Consider the following 19,287-nt stretch of genomic DNA (forward strand, 5'->3'; position numbering starts at 1 on the left):
AGGGCCCAATAGTGCGACACCCACCTTAATTTCGAAGACGCGCCCCGGACCCCGCAAAAAACCAAAATAATTGCGCCGGCCATGGACATGCTGTTCAAACCGTTCCAGATCAGCGAGTTGCTGGACAAGGTGCGGCGGGCAAGCTCGCTCCTACACAAAAGAAAGCGATACCGATCCGGTAGGAGCGAGCTTGCTCGCGAAGGGCCCAATAGTGCTACACCCGCCTTAATTTCGAAGACGCGCCCCGGAACCCCACAAAAAACCAAAATAATTGCGCCGGGCATGGACATGCTGTTCAAGCCGTTCCAGATCGGCGAGTTGCTGGACAAGGTGCGACGAGCGCTGGCTTGCCAGCGAATTGGCATAGCTGCGCCAGCGCCCGCCCATCGCGGGCAAGCTCGCTCCTACACAAAAGAAAGCGATGCCGATCCGGTAGGAGCGAGCTTGCTCGCGAAGGGCCCAATAGTGCTACACCCGCCTTAATTTCGAAGATGCGCTCCGGAACCCCACAAAAAAACCAAAATAATTGTGCCCCCCAAAGCCACCACCGCCTCCCGAGAAAAACGATATCAAAACGCCTCCCCCAACCTCCTCAACAATGCCCCGCAGCCCACGAAAATAGCCGGACCCAGCCTGACCGTTCAGTCATAAAACGCAGTTTCGCCCCGTGCCACCGGGGCTTTTCCTGCGCGGACAAAGTATTGTTCCAGGCCGGAAAGCGCTGAAACATTCATTTGCAGATTCACCATCCCCCAACTATGTTTCTGACACCTTGGCGCTCACAAGGACCCAGTGAGCCGCCTGAATTCACCTCAGGGAAGAACCCACCATGGCGACTCGCGATGTAGTCCGGGCTGTGCGTCACGCCCTTTTCACCCTTGCTGCCGTACTTGCCCCGATCGGGCTCGCGTCAGCGCAGGCTTATACCGACAAGGCACCGCCGCCGCTGTCCAGTGAGGTGAAAGCCGACCTCAAAGCCCTCGACGCCGAACTCAAGCCAGGCATCCCTCACCGCCTCAATCTGGCCAACCCGCTGCACTATCGCGTTGCCCTCGAAACCCTCAAGCGTGCCGGCAAAACCCCGGAACGCTCGCCGCACCTGTTCAAGACCCTCGCCGCCGGCCACGAAGCCGGTGTCGCGGCGCTGAAGAAATCCGGTGGCCAGCCCGCCAAGGCCGTGGCCTTGAGCGACGAAGTCAGCGAAGGCCCGGAAAACCTCAACTTCATCGCCACCTTCTCCCAGGACAACACCGCGCCACAGAGCAAGGCGCTGACCGACAGCCAGCCGGGCTATCAGGCCACCGGTATCTCGTCGGTGGTCGACGGCACGGTCAGCACCACGATCATCATGGAGCTGTTCGAAGTCGAAACCGGCAACGTCTACGCCAACGTCTCGAAATCCCAGTATGGCGAAGGCACGGACTTTCGCCTGGACGTCCAGGGCCAGGTCCCCAGCGCCGACGGCAACCCGACCACCAAAGCCCAGGCGATGTTCTATTACTTCCCGAAAAATGCCGCACCCAATGACCCACCGGTGATGCTCATCCAGTCCTACCAGGACACCGTCAACCCCACCGCCGCCTGCATGAACCAGCCCAACTACTGCGTGCGCGACAACAACGGCAACTGCACCGGCAGCTACCAGACCACGTGCACCAACACCAAGGACAACACCCAGCAGATCAAGCTGTGCTGGGCACGCGGCAGCCAGCAGGAATGCGATTACTGGAACTCCACCGCGCACCCGACCGACTTCGTCTTCCCGTTGTCGGGTTCGGCGACCTTCGCCAATACCCCGCTGAACCCGGCGACTGGGGTGATCACCATCTCCATCCAGAACCCCACGGGCGGTGGCTGCCAGGTCTACTACCAGCAAGGCAGCGTGCTTGAGTCGCAATACTGGAGCACCAGTGGCCAGACCGTTACCTGGAACTATCCGGCGACGGCCTTCCCCAACACCGGCAACTGCATCAACTACTACGACGGCACCGCCGCTTATCTGTGGGTCACCGGCTACGTGGCACTAAACGGTGCCCCTGGCCAGCAACCACCGTTCGGCACCCTGAACTTCAACAGCGACCGCGCCAACATCGGCCAGCCCGGCGTCAACATCATCCCGCCGCTGTACATCATGCAGGGCTGCCTGGCCGAAGGAACGCCCATCACCCTCGCCGACGGCAGCCAGCGCGCGGTGGAAGCCTTCACCGGCAAGGGCGACGAAACGGTCAAGAGCGCCGACGGCAAGACCAGCCAGGTCTTCGGCACCACCAAGGGCGGCGAAATCCACCCGATGATCCGGGTCAAGACCAACGGCGGGCAGAACGTCCTTGTAACACGCACTCACCCGATGATTCTCGCCAACGGCATGCCGGTGCAGGCCCGTTCCCTGCGGGTTGGCGATGTACTGCTGACCGTCGACGGCAGCGCCGCGGTGACCTCCCTGACCCAGGAAAACTACACCGGCAAGGTGCATAACCTGCTGACCCAGCGTTACCCCAACCCCGGCACCTACTACGCCGGCGGCCTGCTCACCGGCGACGCCAACATGCAGCAATCGCTGGCCTCCGTGCAGTCCCGCGTGCCGATGCGCAGCCCCGCCGAAATCCGCGCCAGCCTGCCCAAGGAATGGCTGCAGGACTTCGATAACGACCAGTAAGGCACTGCGGGCAGCGCCCTCGCGCTGCCCGCGGTCCCCCGTCCTTTCGCACTCATTTCCCTGCCCTTTTTCCGGAGGCGCCCATGGCCGTCCACGAAAATGCGTTGAACAACGCCAACGACCCGAGCATCGTTTCCGCCGTCTATGACGGCAACAGCGTGCGGGTCATCTGGCAACCCTCGGCGGACACCGGGGTAACCGGCTACGTGATCCAGCTGGCCTACCTCGGGGCCGGCGAAGCGGTGTTGACGCACCAAAGCGCGGTCATCGCGGGCCGCACCAGCAACCTCGGCAGCCTGACATTGACCGAGCCGCTGAACACTGACGTCAGCTACCAGGTGGTGGTCCAGGCGCAGTGGGATGACACGCCGGGGCAAAACAGCGCCCCGCTGATCCTGCCTACCGCCCGCCCGACCCTGCTGTCGGCGCAGTATGACGGCCATGCCCTGCGGCTGAGCTGGGAACCCTCGCCACAGGCGGGCGCCGGTTATCAGGTCGTGGTGTTTTCCAACAACATCGGCACCACCTACACGGCCAACGTCGCCGGTACGCAGAGCACCTCGGCGGTAATCGACAACGCGCAACTCGGCGGTGGCCTGGGCGACGACTCGCAATGGGTGGTGTGCGTCGCCGCCGTGGGCGAAAGCAGTGCCTCGGCGCGCTCCAACCAGGCGCAGTTCCCGCCGACCTCGATGATCCGGCCGGTCCTGAAGAAAACCAGCCTGTACCGCAACGGCAACCATATCGTCGCCAATTGGGAAGGCCTGGCCGCCAGCGGCATAAGCGGCTACCGCCTGGCCGCGACCGGGTTCGCCAGCGGCGTCAGCTACAGCGTCGACATCCCCGGCGCCACGGTCAGCAACGGCATCCTGGCGCTGCCCGCCGCCCTGCCCGAGAGCGAAACCTTCCAGCTCACGGTCACCGCGCTGACCGCCAGCGGCGCCGGCCTGGTCAGCCCGCTGGTGCCGATCGTCTCGACCCGGCCGCTGATCACCGCCGCCAACTACAGCGGCAGCGCCCTGAACCTGAACTGGTCGATGACCAGCAACCCGGCGGTCACCGGCTTCACCGTGCAGGCCCTGTCCCTGGCCAGCGGCCAGAGTTTTTCCAACACGGTCAACAATCCCGGCGCCAGCTCGGCCAGCATCACCCTTGCTACGCCGCTGGACGGCACGCAGAACTGGGTCGCGCAGATCATCGCCAACAACAATGGCGGTATCGGTGCCGAAGGCGAATGGCTGCCGCTGGTCACCGGCACGGCCGCCCTCACCTCGCTGGCGGTGTCCGCCGACGGCGCCAGCCTGGATGTCACCTGGCAGGCGCCGGTCTCGGTGGTCGCACCGGACAGCACCGCCGTCACCCTGCTGCTCGACGGCGTGGCTGCCAGCAGCGTCAGTGTCAACGGCAACACCGCCCGCGTGGCCATACCGGTGCAGGTCACCAGCGGCACACCTGCGGTGGTCAGTGTCGGGTTGACCCCGGCCAGAGGTCCGGCACGCAACACCTCGACCCCCGCGACGGCGGCCCCGCTGGCGGTGCCGGCAATCGGCGGCTGGCTGGTCGACGCAGTCAGCGGCAGCGGCACCTTGAGCTGGGCAGCGCTGAGTGGCATCACCGGCTACCGCCTGCGCCTGCCCAACGGCCAGTCACTGGATGTCAGCAGCACCAGCACCGTCTTGAGCGCCAGCCAGTTGGCCAGCGCCGGCACACCGTCATGGGTGAGCGTGCGCGCGGCCTGCGTGGTCAACGGCGTTACCCTGCTCGGCCCGGCCAGCGCGCCCTTCGCGCTGGCCAACACGCCGGTGAGCGGCATCGCCGTAAGCTACGACGGCGCCACCCTGAGCGCGCGCTGGAATGCCGTGCCGGATGGCCAGACCTACAAGGTCTCGGTGCTCAAGACCGTCGCCGGCAGCACCTCGGTCGACCAGGCGTTCACCTCGACGGCGGGCGTGCTCGAACAACGCTGGGCCTATGTCCCGAGCAACAGCGCGGCAACGCTGAGCGTGGTCGCGCAGGCCAACCAGCCGGTCGCCGGCATCGACAATATCGGCCCAGCCGGCCAGGCCACGGCGCTTTACAGCAGCGCGTTCATTCCGTCGGCACAAAGTGCCTCCACCGCCTTCCCTTACCTGATCCCGGCCCAGGCGCTGGCCACCGCCCTCGCCGGCACCGCGCCCACTGCGCCGCTGACCCTGTACCTGCCGCAGATCGCCAAGACCGGCAGCCTCAGCGGCCTGCCGATCAGCCAGGGGCCGTTCACCCTGGCGGCGGCCAGCGGCACCACCTACCCCTACAGCCTGGCGATTGCCTCCAGCGGTACCGACTCACCGTGGACCTTCGGCACTGAGCCGATTCGCGCGCCGCTGCTGCTGGCCTACGTCGCCTTCCTGAAAGCACTGGAAAGCGCCGGCGCCGCGCCGTGGGGCATCCTCGCCTTGCAGGATGCGCTGGCGCGGGTGATGCCGCAGACCTTCGAGGAATCCCTGTATTACGGCTTTGGCCTGTCGTTCCCCTCAGCCGATACCGCCGCCACCCTCGGCTCGGTGGACCTGCGCCCGGGCATGATCCTGCGGGTCGCGGCCAGCCCGTACCAAGCCATCTCGCAATCGTCGTCGGCGCTGCGCTGGAGCAACGGCTACGTCGCGGGCCCCGTGGTGGATTACGAGGTCAATCAGTTCATCGACAGCTCGGGCAACATCACCACCGGCTGGGACTCGTTCATCGGCCAACTGGTGGGCGGCGGCGCGCTGTCGGTGTCTCCGCCGCCGTCCCATGACACCACCCAGCAGATGGGTGGCGTGGCCGATGCGGCGGACCTGTATTTCCCGGCCTTTATCAGGCCCTTCTACCGCCTGTTCTCGCCGACGGCCCTGGACGGCGCCAGCGACCCCGCGCCCACCGACACCCCGAGTAACTTCACCCTCGCCGCAGCCGAGAGTTTTACCGCGCTCTCCAGCGCCAGCAATGTCCCGGGCGGGACGGTGCCGGTCGCCTATTTCCGTGGCCGCGCGGTGCCGCGCGCCTGCCTGCGGGTGACCCTCGACGGCACGCCGCTGGTGGTGCCGGTGGGCACCACGGTCGCCAACCTGCTGGCACAGGCCGGACGCCTGCCGATCGCGGCGCCGCTGCCGACCCAGGGGGTGCGCGTGTTGCGCGGCCTCGGCGCGGCGGTGCTCGACCCGAACGCCACGGCGGGCTCGGCAGCTTGGCCGCTGCGCCTGGACTGGACCGGGCTGGGCAGCTACGGGCCGGGCTGGACGCCGCTGTCGCTGCCGCTGCTGCCGGGAGACCGGGTAACCACCGGTCCGCAGTGATCCGTCCACGTCTCGCCGCAGGAGGCCGCCATGAGCGCACCGATATTCGAGCAAGTCGTTACGGGGTTGTACCGTTTGTCCACCACCGCCGAGAGCGGCCTGCCCGACTATTGGGCGGGCTACCTCGCCAGCCCCGGCAGCGCCCTGGGCAGCAGCGTCAACCTGCCCGAAACCTGGGCCGACCTGGGCGGCGCCTACCTGTTCCTGGCCAGCGCGCCGGCTGACCCGCAGGCGTTTCTCGACGGCTTGCGCGCGCTCTGGTCGGGCTTGTCTCCCAAAGGCTGGCTGCGCTTTCTGTGGATCGCCAACCCCGAAGCGCCGGCCAGCCAATGGCAGACCCAGGGCATCGACGCCCTGCCACTGCAGGCTGACAAGCCGGGTGGCGACTGGCGGGTGGTGCGCGATGCGCGTTTTGCCCTTGGCCAGTACGCAGTCGCAGTGGGTGGCGCCACGACCTTGAGCCCCGGCGACGACAGCATTCTGTTCGCTGGCAGCCGCCTGGCCTTTTCCGCACCGGGCGGCGTCTACCCGTCCAGCCAGGCCAGTTGTCCGCTGCCGCTGTACGGCGCGCAACTGGGCTGCCTGACCTTCAGCCTCGACGCCGACAAAGGCAACGACCCGAACGGCGACGACCTGGAACGCCTCGGGGTGATGTTGCGTTACAGCGAAGCGGATGCGGACAGCCCGGTGGGCGCGGTGGACATCATCGACATGCCGCTGTTCCGGCAACTGGACGCCACACCCTTCAGCCTGCTGCTGAGCTTCGACCCGCTGAACCCGGCGCTGCCGGCCCGCACCGCGCTGAGCTTCGACCCCGTCGCCGGCGTGCCGACCCTGGAATTCGCCCAGCGCACCAACACCGGCCACACCAGCCGTGCAACGCCGCGCGCCGCCAGCGGCAACCTGCCGGGCGGGCGCCTGAGTTTCGGCCGCACCCCCCTGTTCGACGCCGAAGATCCGCACAGCGCCAGCCTGGTCTGGCACCTCGCCCCGGATGGCCTGTTCGACCTCGACACGCCGCAGCAAGCACAAGGAGACGGCAGCAACACCCGGTTGATTCTCGGCGTCTCCGGTACCGAGAACGTGGTGCTGCCCAACGCCGGCGGCTCACTGCTGCTGTTCCAGGCCAACGGCCCGGCCTACCTGCCGCCCACGGTGGAAGGCGATGCCGCAACGGCGATGACCGACCTCGGCACCACCGCCTGGGTCACCGTGCTGTCCGATGGCGGCACCGGCCGCGACTATGAAGCCCAGCCACCGCGCTCGCCGCTGTTCAATGCCGCGTCGGTGCCGGTGCCGGGTTTCCTCGCCTACCTGAGCATGACCGCCGCCAGCCTGCCGACCCTGCAAGCCAGCGGCCAGACCGCGCCCACGGTCTGGCCCATGGGCGTGTACGGGCGCATTCCGCCGGCGGCCATCGACATGGCCGCGCACATCGAAGACGCGGCGCTGGCGCCCCTGCGCCGGCAACTGATCGGCCTGCCGCCGCTGGAAATGCAGCGTAGCGCGCCCACCGGCCGCCTGCGCCTGGGCAGCGAAGCGCTGGCCGGCGACACTCCGCCGCTGGGCGTCACCCCCACCGGCCTGATCGCCGTGCTCAATCAGGCGCAGACCGCCTGGGCCGGGGTGCTGTTCGCCAACATGCCGCAGTCGGACACCGGGCAACTGATCCTCACCGAGGTCAAGCCGCCGTTCCAGGCGGCGTTGCAGTCGAACCAACTGTTCATGGTGGTGGCCAATGTCGACACCTTCATGGACCAGGGCACCTCGGTGGCCTACCAGCTCACCGCCGCCAACGCCGTCTCGCGCCTGCTCGCCGCCGGTGTGCCGCCAACACAGGCCCAGGCCATCAACCAGGCCCTGGCCGGGCAGAACCCGCCTTACCCGGAGTTCGCCAACGAGGCGGCCTTCGATGCGGTGGTCGCCAGCAGCGCCGGCGACTACCTGCCCCAGGCCCAGGCCGCAGCGGGCCTGCTGCGCGCCGATATCGAAGGCTGGACCTTCCAGTTGTCGCCGCGCGCATGGCGGAGCGACGCACTGACCCCGACGCTGATGCTGTTCAAGTTCTGTGGCCGGCCGATCACCGAACTGGCGGCGAACACCAGCGCCTGGTCCTGGCCGCAGGTGGCGATGGACGCCGCGGGCTCGTTGCAGCCGACCCGGCTGGCGCTCGACGCGATCATCGCCAAGGCCCGGCTGGCGGCGCTGGACCCGGCGGTCGCCGTCGATGATCCGCTGGTGCTGTTCTACCACGAGGTGCTGGACAACCCGTTGTGGAACGGCGTGCTGTTCCTGAATGCGCCCATCGACTTCCAGGACATGCCGTCGGCGCTGCGCTTCATGGCCGCCGGCGTCGACCGCTCGCGGTTCTACGCCCATCACGTCGGCTTTTCGGTCACGCCGTACACGCCCCACGACGGCATCATCGACTTGGGCCAGACCGCCGCCTTCGGCCTGATCGACTACAACGACCCGGACGACCTGGTGGCGTCCACCACCATCCCCTTCGGCTACAAGACCCTGTCCATGCGCGTGCGCTTCGAGAACGCGCGGGTGGTGGATTTTTCCGCCGAGGCCGAACTGATGGTCAACCGCCTGTTCGGCTCCTGGCTGGCCAAGGTCGACCGGGCGCGGGGCAACAACCTGATCCTGTCCGGCAGTTACCAGCGCATCGGCGGCCAGCCGAGCTATTCCTTCAGCCTGCTGGGCGACAACGTCTACCAGAGCAACGGCGCGGCGCTGGCTTCCATCGATATCCGCGATTGCCGCATGGAGACCGCCGCAGCACCGGTGGACGGCCTGTTGACCGCCAACTTCGTGTTGTCGGGGCGGCTGGCCTTCGTCGAACTGCCGGAGTTCGACCTGTTCAGCTACGGGCCCGGCACCGCGGTGAACGGCTACCTGAGCTTCCAGGGGCTGGCGGTGAGCATGTCGTTCCCCATGCAGACCCCGGAACAACAGCACTTCACCTCGGGCGAAGCCGGGGTCAGCTTCGACACCGGCCCCGGCGCGTCCGTGGCCCGTCCCGCCTCGCTGGTGGAGAACTTCCCGCTGCGCCTCGACGCTCTGGTGGCTGCCCCGGACCTGGCTCCCGCCGGCCAACCACCACAAGGCGCGACCCCGGAAAGCCTCGGGTTCACCTCCATCGGCGCACCGCTGGACCAAGTGCCGCTGACCGCGCCGTGGTTCGGCCTGAGCCTGGCGCTGGACATGGGCACCCTCGGCGCCCTGAGCGGCGCCATCGGCCTGAAGATCACCCTGCTCGCGGCCTGGGGCCCGGAGCCGGTGGCTGGCGATCCGCCGGTGTACCTCGGGATCAAGCTGGGCATGTCCAACGCCATCAGCGGCAGCCTGCCGCTGCAAGGCGTGCTCAAGCTCGGCTTTCGCAATTTTCTCTTCGAGACCTGGCGCGACAGCGACGACCGCCTGAATTACCTGCTGCGCATGCGCCGTTTCGCCGTGTCGGTGCTGGCCTGGAGTTTCCCGCCGGGCAACGCCGACCTGCTGCTGTTCGGCGCCCCCGGCAGCCCGAAATCGTCGCTGGGCTGGTACGCCGCCTACGCCAAGGACGACGACAAGAAAACCCAGACCCTGCTGGCCGGCCCCGCGCCGCGCCAAGTGCAACGGCGCACGCCGGACGCTAAACGCCTGGCCCGCTCGGGGCGGCGTACGCCGCCGGTTATCTGATCAAGGAAGATTTCGATGAGCAGCCACTTTCGTGTGTATTCGCTGGATGTCGGCCAAGGCATGTCGACCCTGTTCGCGGTCTATGACAAGGATGGCAAGGTCACTGCGCTGGCGCTGTTCGACCTGGGTTCGTCTCACAACTCCAAGACCGCCGGGCGCCCGACCCTTGAGTTCCTGAAGAACATGGCGCTGCAACGGGAAAGTCCCAACGGCCACATCGACGCGATATTCATTTCCCACAAGGACAAAGACCACGTCAGCCTGTTGTACGGAAACCAGACAGAGGTAGATCCACTGCTGGGTCTTCTGCAATTACTGCCGAACATGACCATCGGTCGCGTCCGCTATGGCGGCCGTTACAGTTGGTACGACGGGATCGCCACCGTAAAGAAGAAGAGCGTCAATCTCCTCACCCTGTTGAAAGCCAGGACCTTCATTCCAGACTTCGATGTCAGAGGGTTTCCCGTTGGCGCCAGCAATTATCGCAGCGATTTTACAGAGGGCCGGTTGTGGGGAGGTGAAGACTTCGGGGTCTTCCTGCTCGCTGCCAACACGCCATACAAGACCGAGCGGGTTGGCACGGAGGAAGACCATATCTCCACACGGCCCGACGGCGACCAAGCCAACTCCAAGAGCCTGGTGTTGGTCCTGGCCGTGAATGCCGGCAGCAACCACTACTGCGCGGTCATCGGCGGCGATGCCACCTTTCCAACGTTTCAGTACATCAACAGCTTCTTCGACGGGACGATTCCCAACTGCTACATGGTCTTGCTGCCACACCACGGTAGCCGCAGGACCACCTTCGGCTTGAACGTGAAAGATGCAGTCATCAGCGACGTCAATCGGGAAGTGGTCAAAACCTACGCCCAGCGCATGGCCGGCAAGACCGTGATCGCCAGCGCCGATATCGTTCAGCGCTATGGCCACCCATCGCTGGAAACCAGCCAGTTGTTTCTCGACTACGCAGAAACAAAGGCCTGGTGGTCCGATCCACTGGTGGGCGACGGACGTCACTTCACCACCACCAACGTCGACTATGCCCTGCAGCCCGGCCTCTATGATCAGCGAGGCTTCAAGACCATCCTTACCTCGCAGAACCTGTATTCGACGCTCTATTACGACAGCACCAAGGTGTCGAGCCCGATGGTCGCGTTCTCGCCCTACATCGGCTTCACCACGCCGCCCTACAGCGCCAGTCTCTCCTTTTCCGCAGGCATGAACTGGATCTATACGCTGCTGCCACGGCCGCTGGACTTCCTCATCGACTTTCGCGGTGTCACCAGCAACCGCTTGCCCAGTGATGAGTCCCTCATTGTGCGCAGTGCCGAAGAACTGCTAACCACCCACACCTTCGTCTACCGCGCCAGCGGTACTCCGGCGCCGCCGTCACCGGCAGCACCCGCCGCAGCCGTATCCCCCCGGCAGGACCGCCCCGCCAACGATGCCGGTCGCGCTCGCGCTCCGGCGCAGCCGCACCGCCTGGCCCCGCGCCTGACCACCCCGTTTCCTGCCAAAAGGCCGTAATTCATGTCTCTGTCTTCGACGTACGCGATCCTCAAGGCCGCCATCACCCCGCAGCAGACGCTCGACCTCTGGGCAGTCTCGGCCAACCCGGGTTTGCCGGGACTGAGAGGTGTGCTGCAACTGTTCGGACTGACCGATAGCTATGTGATCAGCGCGGCAAGCATCACTCAGGGACTCGATCGCGTGAACCTGACCGGGAACGGTCGCTACGGCCAGCCAGGCGACCCGCAAGGCATGCGCTTCGCCGCCTACGTGACGCTGCTGTACACCGAACAGCAAGACCAGGCAGGCGTTTTTCAGTTGTCGATGGCGCTCACTGAACCGGGCTGGACGTTCCAGCGCTTTTTCAACCCCGCGGGTCTGCCCGACAGCGAGCGCTTACAAAGCGATGACATGTCTGTCATCTGGGGACCTTCCTTCCTGTTGTCTCTGGGACTGACCGCCCCGGTCTTCCGCGCAGATAGCCGGCCCGAGGCCAGCCTGACGCTTTCCGGGGCCTTGCCGGAATCTGCCGTGTTCGAGACGTTCGCCGACCTGCTGGCGCCCTGGCCACTGGCCTTGAGCGGCACATTGCAGATGCCGGCGGACTGGACCCATGCGGTGGTTATGACCCTGCGTGCAACCGCCGCGAGTTCCGCAACGCTGCCCATCGACCCCGCGAGCGGGCTCGCCGGTGGCCCGGGCGGCTTGAGCCTGCGTGACCTGGGGCTGGAACTGGTGGTACGTGACGACCTGGATGAACAGCAGTGGGACAGGACCTCGTTCTCAGTCGCCAATCTTCTGGGCACAGTAACCCTCGGCAGCGGCGCCGATGCATTGGTGGCAACCGTCACCACCCAGGTGCTCACCGCAGGTCCCGAGTGGCATATGACAGCAGTCTTCGACCCGCAGCATGCCTCGATCGTCCGCGGCATGGCGCAACTGACCACCCTGTTCGGCCTTCCGGCATTGCCGCTACCGGATAACTTCCCGTTGATGGAGACCTTTCGGTTCCGCAGCGTCGAACTGTTTTTCACCTCCCCCAAAGACCATGTCCTGCCGACCCTGCGCTTTCTCGTGGTGTCCATCGGCTCCGACCAGGAGTGGACGCCACCGGTGCCTTTCGTCACCTTGCACAACGTCGGTACACGCTGGATCTGGGGCTGGAGCAACAATGCCAGCGGCAAGAGCGTCAGTTCGGTCTCAGGTTCGGTCAGCGGCGCCCTGCGCTTCGGCGCCAAGGGCGCGCAGGACAAGGTGGACATCAATGTCAGTGTCGCCCTTCCCGACCTGTTCATCGAAGGCAGCATGCAGGCCGGCGACTACATTCCGATCGGCGAGGCGTTCTCTTACTACTTCGGAGCACCGGGCCCGACAGCGGGAGGCCTCAGCAGCGCGGTGATATCCGCGCTGGCATTCTCCGCCGACCCCCTCGGCCAGATGTACAACGCCAGCACCACCGTGGTCTTCCTCGATCCGTCCTCAGGCGAACCCGAGCCTGGCCAGGGCTGGACCGTCGACCTGGTGGTAATTGACCTGGTGCTCGAACAGATCGATTTCTGGATCGCCGTACAAAGTGGCCGCGTCGGTGGCGGTCTGTCGGGTGTTTTCTCGTTCTATCCCGATGCCGCACCAGACGACTACGAAAGCCCGCGGTTGATGCTCTCCGCCAGCTATCCGATCCAGAACCCGGACACGCCCCAGGGCTGGCTCTTCGCCGGTCATCTCTACCAAGGCACCAGCATCAACCTCACCGACCTCGTCTCGCAGTTCCTCGGCCTTGGCCGCGCACCCGCCTCGGTGCCGGTACTGATGGTCGACCGCCTCGACGTCAGCTTCGCCACCGGCGACCAGTCCTATGCCCTCGGCGGCACCATCTCCATGCGCTGGACCCCAGAGCTGTTCGGCACGCCACTGAAGATCTCAGCGGCGGCCAGCATCGATATCGCCCGGGACGGCAGCACCCCGGCGGACAAACCGGCCTCGGGCCGCCTGAGCGGCGAGTTCTCGATCAACCGCATCGGCGTCGAGGTGGGCATGGACGTCGGCGTCGACGAGCCGACCTACCTGCTCAAGGTCTACGTCGACACTATCTGGGTCCAGGCCATCACCGCCTGGCGCGGCGAGAAGGACAGCACCACCAACCCGCGCCATCAAGTGGTGTCGGTGAACCTCGGCGGCACGACCCTGGGCGACATGCTCGAATACCTGGTCAACCTCGCCGCGCCGACCCTGGGCTTCACCCTCGACGCGCCGTGGGACGTGCTCAAGCGCATCGAGCTGTCGAGCTTCGTCTTCACCCTCGACCCGACCAACAATCAGGTCGAATTCGTCTACAAGGCCAAGGTCGATCTCGGCTTCGGCAGCCTCTCGGCCATCGGCGTGCGCTACACCCGCGCCGGCGCCGGCAAGGTCGAGTTGATCCTCGAAGGCTCGCTGCTGGGCAAGTCCTATACCGGCGACGATGCCCTGGCCTGGGACGTGGTCAACGACCCGCCGCCCGCCGTGCCCGGCACCGGCTCGGCGCTGGTGGACCTGCGCTACCTCGGCATCGGCCAGCGCATCCGCCTGCAGAATCCGGTGGACACCGTGGCCGGCAACCTGGCCCTGCTCAAGCAGTTCATGCGCCCGGTGGAAAACCCCAACAACCTGCCGGGCACCACCGGCACCATCGCCTTTTCCGCCGACAGCCAGTGGTTGATCGGCCTGGATATCGGCCTGATGGCCGGCACCGTCGACCTCGGTTTCCTGTTCAACGACCCGATCCTCTACGGCCTGTCAGTGGGCCTGAATGGCGAGAAGGCCGGCAGCCTCGCCGGCCTGCGTTTCGAGATTCTGTACAAGAAGATTTCCGACGACGTCGGCATGTTCCGCGTCGAACTGCGCCTGCCCGATGCCTTCCGCACCTTCCAGCTCGGGGTCGCCTCGCTGACCCTCGGCACGGTGGTGATCGAGGTCTACACCAACGGTAACTTCAAGGTGGACCTGGGCTTCCCGTACAACCAGGACTTCAGCCGCTCGTTCTCGGTCCAGGCCTATATCTTCATCGGCCGTGGCGGCATCTATTTCGGCCTGCTCGACGGCGTCACCTCCACCCAGGTGCCGCGCATCACCAACGGCACCTTCTCGCCGGTGCTGGAGCTGGGCATCGGCCTGGCCGTCGGCGTCGGTCGCGAGATCCGCGCCGGCATCCTCGGCGGCGGCGCCTATGTCGAAGTGCAGGTGATCTTCCAGGGCGTGCTCGGCTGGTTCAACCCGTCCAGCGCCGGGCTGCCATCGGCGCAGTATTTCCGCGCCCAGGGCATCGCCGCGTTGCACGGCAAGGTCTACGGCTACGTCGATTTCAAGGTGATCAAAGTCTCGGTGAGCCTGGAGGCCTATGCCCAGGTCAGCGCGCTGTTCGAGTGCTACCGGCCGACCGAATTCACCCTCAAGGTTTCGGTGCGCGCCGAGGCCAAGGTGAAGATCCTGTTCATCAAGATTTCCTTCAGCTTCCATGTCTCGCTGGAGCTGGCCTTCACCCTCGGCTCGGTGCAGCAGACACCGTGGATCGTCGCTCCCGGTGGCGATCCAAAAAGCTTCAAGAACAACGCCCGACTCCTTGCCACGCCCGGCCGCGCCGGCAGTCTGGCCCTCGGTGGCGGACCCCGGGCACGGCGCAACCGCAGCCAGCGTATCGCCGTGCTGCGCGACCAACACCTGCATCAGGTCAGCCTGCGCAAGCGCGGCGCCGGACTGCTCGGCACGGTGCAGGACAGCGACTGGAACTGGAACCCGTCGCGCAGCCTGTGGCCCGACGGCAAGCCACGTCAGGCCCTTCTCTACTTGCTGCCGAGCATTTCCATCGGCCAGTTGCCGGTGTCTTGGAACGGTCCCGCGCAACCCGACGCCGCGCCGCTGTACCGTGCGGCCTTTATCCTCTGCGCCAACTCCGGGGTCGATCCCGACGCCGCCACCGCCCGTGGCGAAGCGCTGCGCTCGGCGCACCATCACGCCCTGGCGGCCAGTGCCGAAGACACCCAGAGCCTGACGCCCGACCTGTGGGTACGCACCGTTCTGCTCTACGCGCTGTACGCCATTCCGGACGGCCCGCAAACCGAAACCGACCCGCTCACCGCCGGGCAACTGGCGCTGCTCGCCGCCGCCCTCGACGATCCGCAAACCGCCGATGACGCCTTCGCCTGGGCGAAACTCGACACCCTGTTCGCCACCAACCTGCACCTGCTGCTGTCCGCCGACCCTGACTCCGGCGCCAACACCGACGCCATCGAGGTCGGCGGCATGGTCGCGCCACTGCCGCCGGGGCTGACCCGCAGTGGCACGCCGGGCGGCACGCTGAATTTTGCCGAGGTCAACCTGGTCGGTCCCTGGTACGAGTGGGACCTCGCGCAGTACATGGGCCAGTACCTGCCGGTGGGCGGCGCCAGCGGACCGCGTCCGCAAACCGACGACCCGGCCACCTACGAGTCCTTCCCCACCTTCATCTTCCGCGACTACTGCCTGATGCTGGTCAAGGCCGCCGTGCAGGAGGCCCAGGACCTGCTGGCCAGCACCGACATCAGCGTCGCCGACAACGGCAGCGGCCAGGGCCAGTCGCTGGCCGAACTGGCGGCGCGCTTCGTCACGGTGACCATCGACTACCCGGTGCGCGCCGGCGACACCGTGGAAAGCGTGGCCCAGGCCCTCGGCGCCACGAGCGCCGAACTGCTGTTCCTCAACCCCGAGCTGGAAACGCAACTGGCCACTGCCCCGGTGGGCAGCCGCCTGCCGGTGAACCTGGGTATCGCCCCGGAAGTGCTGGCCCAGGACAACGCTGGCGCAGCCTTCGCCCTGACCAGCGTCGAGCTGGGCGCAGTGCTGCATCAGGTGGCCGACGCCGAGACCCTCGACACGATCGCCAGCTTGTTCAACCTCACCAGCACCGTCACGCTGTTCAGCGACAGCACTGGCGATACCGGCCTGGGCGCTTCGACCGCCCTGCTCGACGCCAGCACGCCGTTCGACCTGCCAGCACGCACCTGGAGCAACGGCCCGACCAGCCGCCTGCTCGCCGCCGCCACCGCCTATGTGCGCTACCGGCAGCCGCAACTGATTCCGGCGGACTGGTACGCCCAGGCGGTGTTCGATGGCAACGCCGAGCTGATATCCCGTCTGACCCGCGACGACCTCAGCGTCGACAGCCAGGAGCTGCCACCCGGCCAGTCGCTGGTGGTGCCGCTGGGCTTCAATGCCGTGACGCCGACCACGACCTACCTGACCCAGCCCGGCGACACCGTGGCGCGGATCGCCGCGACCCTGGCGCTGGTGCAGGTCTACCCCGACACTTCGCCGCCGCAAGCGGCGGACTGGCAGGACTTCCTCACGGCCGTCAGCGGCAGCGATGGCAGCTACGGCCTGCCGGCCAGCAGCGGCGTGCTCGCGACCCCGGGCGAAAGCCTCGAGGTCCTGGCCCGACGCCTGCTGTTGAATGTGAGCTGGAGCGGCAATGCCGATGATCCGGCCCTCGGCACCTGGACCTATGACTGGCCGGCGATCCTCGGCTGGGCCGGGTCGGCGCCGTTCCTCGCGCCACTGGCGCTGGTGCCGGTGCCGGCGGCCGTGGCCAAGGCGGCCGACGGTGAATCGCTGAGTTTCACCGCCATCGCCAACACCTACGGCCTGAGCGTGGCCGATGCTGCCGAGCGGCTGGCGGCGGTGGCCGGCCTGTACGCCATCGGCACCGAGCTGACCGTCACCCAGGTGCCGGTGACCACGGTCAAGCAGTTGCTCAGCGATATCCTCGACGGCGCCGCCTTGCCGCGCATCGTCAACCAGGGCTCGCGCTCGCTGATGGCCGGCCTGCGTGCGCCGCAGCCGGTGACCGTGGACGACCACGTGGTGGCCGACCCGCAACACGCCGCACCGCTGTATGACCTTACCGGCCAGCAGTTCGACCTGGCGGTGGATGGCGACCCGACCAAGACCAACGACATTGCCTTGCAGATGACCCTGACCGCCCAAAGCCCGTGGATCAGTCTGGTGGGCAGCACCGTCGCCGATGGTCGCCAGGCGGTAGCCAGTAGTTTCCTGTCCCGCGCCGCCGCGCCCGCTGGGATGGTGGTCCCAACCACCACCGTGGACAGCCTCGACTACAGCTACAGCAACGCTGAGATCATCGCCATGGGCCCCGCCACCAGCCTGACCCTGCCGGTGGTCGACGGCCCGGCGCCGATGCGCCTCGCCGTGGTTTCGCCACGCGCCTACGGCCTGAGCCAGCGCATCGAGCTGCAAACTCCGGTGGCCTTGCCGATCCCCGGCATGGACGCCCCGCCCGTGGGCGCCCAGCCGACCCTCTGGCCGCTGCCCGCCGACCTGCGGGCCAAGGCCCTCGCCGGTTCGACGGTGGCCTACGACCTGCTGACCACCGAACAAGGCGCCGCCGCCGGACGCGATGCGGTCACCGTGAGCAACGCGACCTGGGGCTGCCGGATTCCGATCGCGATCAAGCAAATCAACGACGCCCTGACCCTGTTCGCCCTGCAAGGCGTGGACGAGGCCGAGCGCCCGACCCTGCTCGCCTTGCGCGCCTGGCTGGCGGCCGGGCAAGGCGCCGGCAGCGTGGTCAAGGTGCTCGCGCAACCGGCGCCGAACGCCGGTAATGCCGCGGGCATCAGTGTGCTGGCGGGCACGCCGGAACAGACCTGGCTGATCCAGGCCAACCTGTCCACCGAGAGCGTGCCGCGCTCGCCGGACGTCAGCCTCGGCCGGGTCCGCAGCCTCGCCCGGGATGACGACCAGTCGAGTCCGGCCGCGTCGCTGGAAGATCTGCAACGCTTCGTCACCCTGCTCTGGGAAGGCAGCGTGGTCGGCGGCACCGGCTACACCCTCGGCCTGGAAAGCGGCCTGCCGGCCAGCGCCCTGGATGCCAACGGCGTCGCCAGCATCGACCTGCTGGTGATCGCCGGCAGCCAGCAGGCGCTGGCGCCACAAGGCCGTCCGCTGCTGCCGTTCAACACCTGCGCGTTGATCGCGCCGGGGCTGGACGCGACCATCGGCACTCTCTATGCCGAAGACCACAACGAAGACGACACCCAACTCCAGGCACTGGTGCCGGCGGGCAGCGTCGGCTTCAGCCTGACCCTCGAAGCGCCGCCGGAAGACACCCCGAGCAGCGCCGAACTGCAGGCGCGGCGCCTGTTCAGCCTGCTCGGCGCGGCGATTCCGGCCATCGCCGGCTCGCCTTATGTCATGCCCGCCTCGGGGATGCCGGCGCCGCCGACCCCGGTCGAGGAAAACGCGCCGTCCGCCTGGAAGCGCGAACGCCTGGTCCGCCGCGGCTTGCTGCAAGACAAACGCGAAGCACTGGAAGCCGACCCCTACTGGCTCTACGAGCAGGTATTGCCGCTGTACCGCTTCGCCACGCCGTCGCCACTGCCACGGGTGCCCGGCCTGCCGGACCCGGACGCCGACCCCTACCGGGGTTTCGGCTGGGCCGCCAGCCTGCCGTCCGCCACCGTCGACCTGACCTTCCAGGACATTCTCGGCAACCAGACCGCCACCCCGCCCACCGGCCAGGGCCAGGTCACCCTGCCCAGCGGCTACACCGACCCGTTGCTCGGCGTCGGCGACTGGCCGGCGCTGGTCAGCGCTTACGCCGTGACCCGCGTCGATGACGCCGTGACCCTGACCCTCAGTCTGGAACCGCGTCCGGCCACAGTGATGCCGTCACCCAGCCAGCCCGGCGACGCCGCGGCGGCCACCGCCGACCGGCAGGCCGAGGCCTACGCCAAGGCCTATTACCAACTCGGCCAGCCGCTGACCGCCAGCGTCGCGACCAGCCTCGACACCAGCGCAGCGCACAGCATCGAACAGGCGCCGCTGTGGCGCTTCGCCGCCGCCGCCCAGGCCTTCAGCGCCAGCGCCGCCAGCCTCGGCGCTGCCCGCGCGCCGGCCGGCGCCACCCTCGCCTCGCTGCAACAGGACTACGGCCTGCGCCCGGCGGAAATGGCCGTGGCCAACGCCGAAGTGCCGGTGCAGGCGCTGTTCGGCTCGCAAGCACTGTTGACGGTGCCGGCCTACGCGATCGTCGCCGAGAACGACAGCGCGACGACCATCGCCAGCACCGCTCGCCCCAGCGGCTGGCCGGTG

Annotated in this window: 6 protein-coding genes; 5 read left to right on the forward strand and 1 reads right to left on the reverse strand. The window is 67.1% G+C overall.

Translation table 11 applies throughout. The annotated features are described in order from the left end of the window. Positions 1 to 225 precede the first annotated feature (225 nt). The gene (locus NTD82_RS21645; protein WP_262130167.1) at positions 226 to 396 is read right to left on the reverse strand and encodes a hypothetical protein; all 171 of its coding nucleotides are present in this window, start codon (positions 394 to 396) and stop codon (positions 226 to 228) included. Positions 397 to 829: 433 nt separating this feature from the next. Between NTD82_RS21645 and NTD82_RS21650 the strand changes: the two genes are divergently transcribed. From NTD82_RS21650 to NTD82_RS21670, 5 genes are all read left to right on the forward strand, one after another. Continuing rightward, the gene (locus tag NTD82_RS21650) at positions 830 to 2,656 is read left to right on the forward strand and encodes a Hint domain-containing protein (RefSeq protein WP_262130168.1); all 1,827 of its coding nucleotides are present in this window, start codon (positions 830 to 832) and stop codon (positions 2,654 to 2,656) included. Between the two features lie 83 nt (positions 2,657 to 2,739). Further along, the gene (locus NTD82_RS21655; RefSeq protein WP_262130169.1) at positions 2,740 to 5,970 is read left to right on the forward strand and encodes a hypothetical protein; all 3,231 of its coding nucleotides are present in this window, start codon (positions 2,740 to 2,742) and stop codon (positions 5,968 to 5,970) included. A 30-nt stretch (positions 5,971 to 6,000) separates the two neighbouring features. Then, positions 6,001 to 9,657, forward strand: a complete 3,657-nt coding sequence (locus NTD82_RS21660; RefSeq protein WP_262130170.1) for a hemagglutinin protein — start codon at positions 6,001 to 6,003, stop codon at positions 9,655 to 9,657. 15 nt (positions 9,658 to 9,672) lie between these two features. Further along, positions 9,673 to 11,181, forward strand: a complete 1,509-nt coding sequence (locus NTD82_RS21665) for a hypothetical protein (protein ID WP_095156770.1) — start codon at positions 9,673 to 9,675, stop codon at positions 11,179 to 11,181. Between the two features lie 3 nt (positions 11,182 to 11,184). Further along, a partial coding sequence (locus NTD82_RS21670) for a hypothetical protein (protein ID WP_262130171.1) occupies positions 11,185 to 19,287 on the forward strand: 8,103 nt, incomplete at its 3' end.

Origin of the sequence: Pseudomonas sp. 5P_5.1_Bac1 (assembly GCF_025466015.1) — a bacterium.
In the GTDB taxonomy this organism is placed as follows: Bacteria; Pseudomonadota; Gammaproteobacteria; order Pseudomonadales; family Pseudomonadaceae; genus Aquipseudomonas.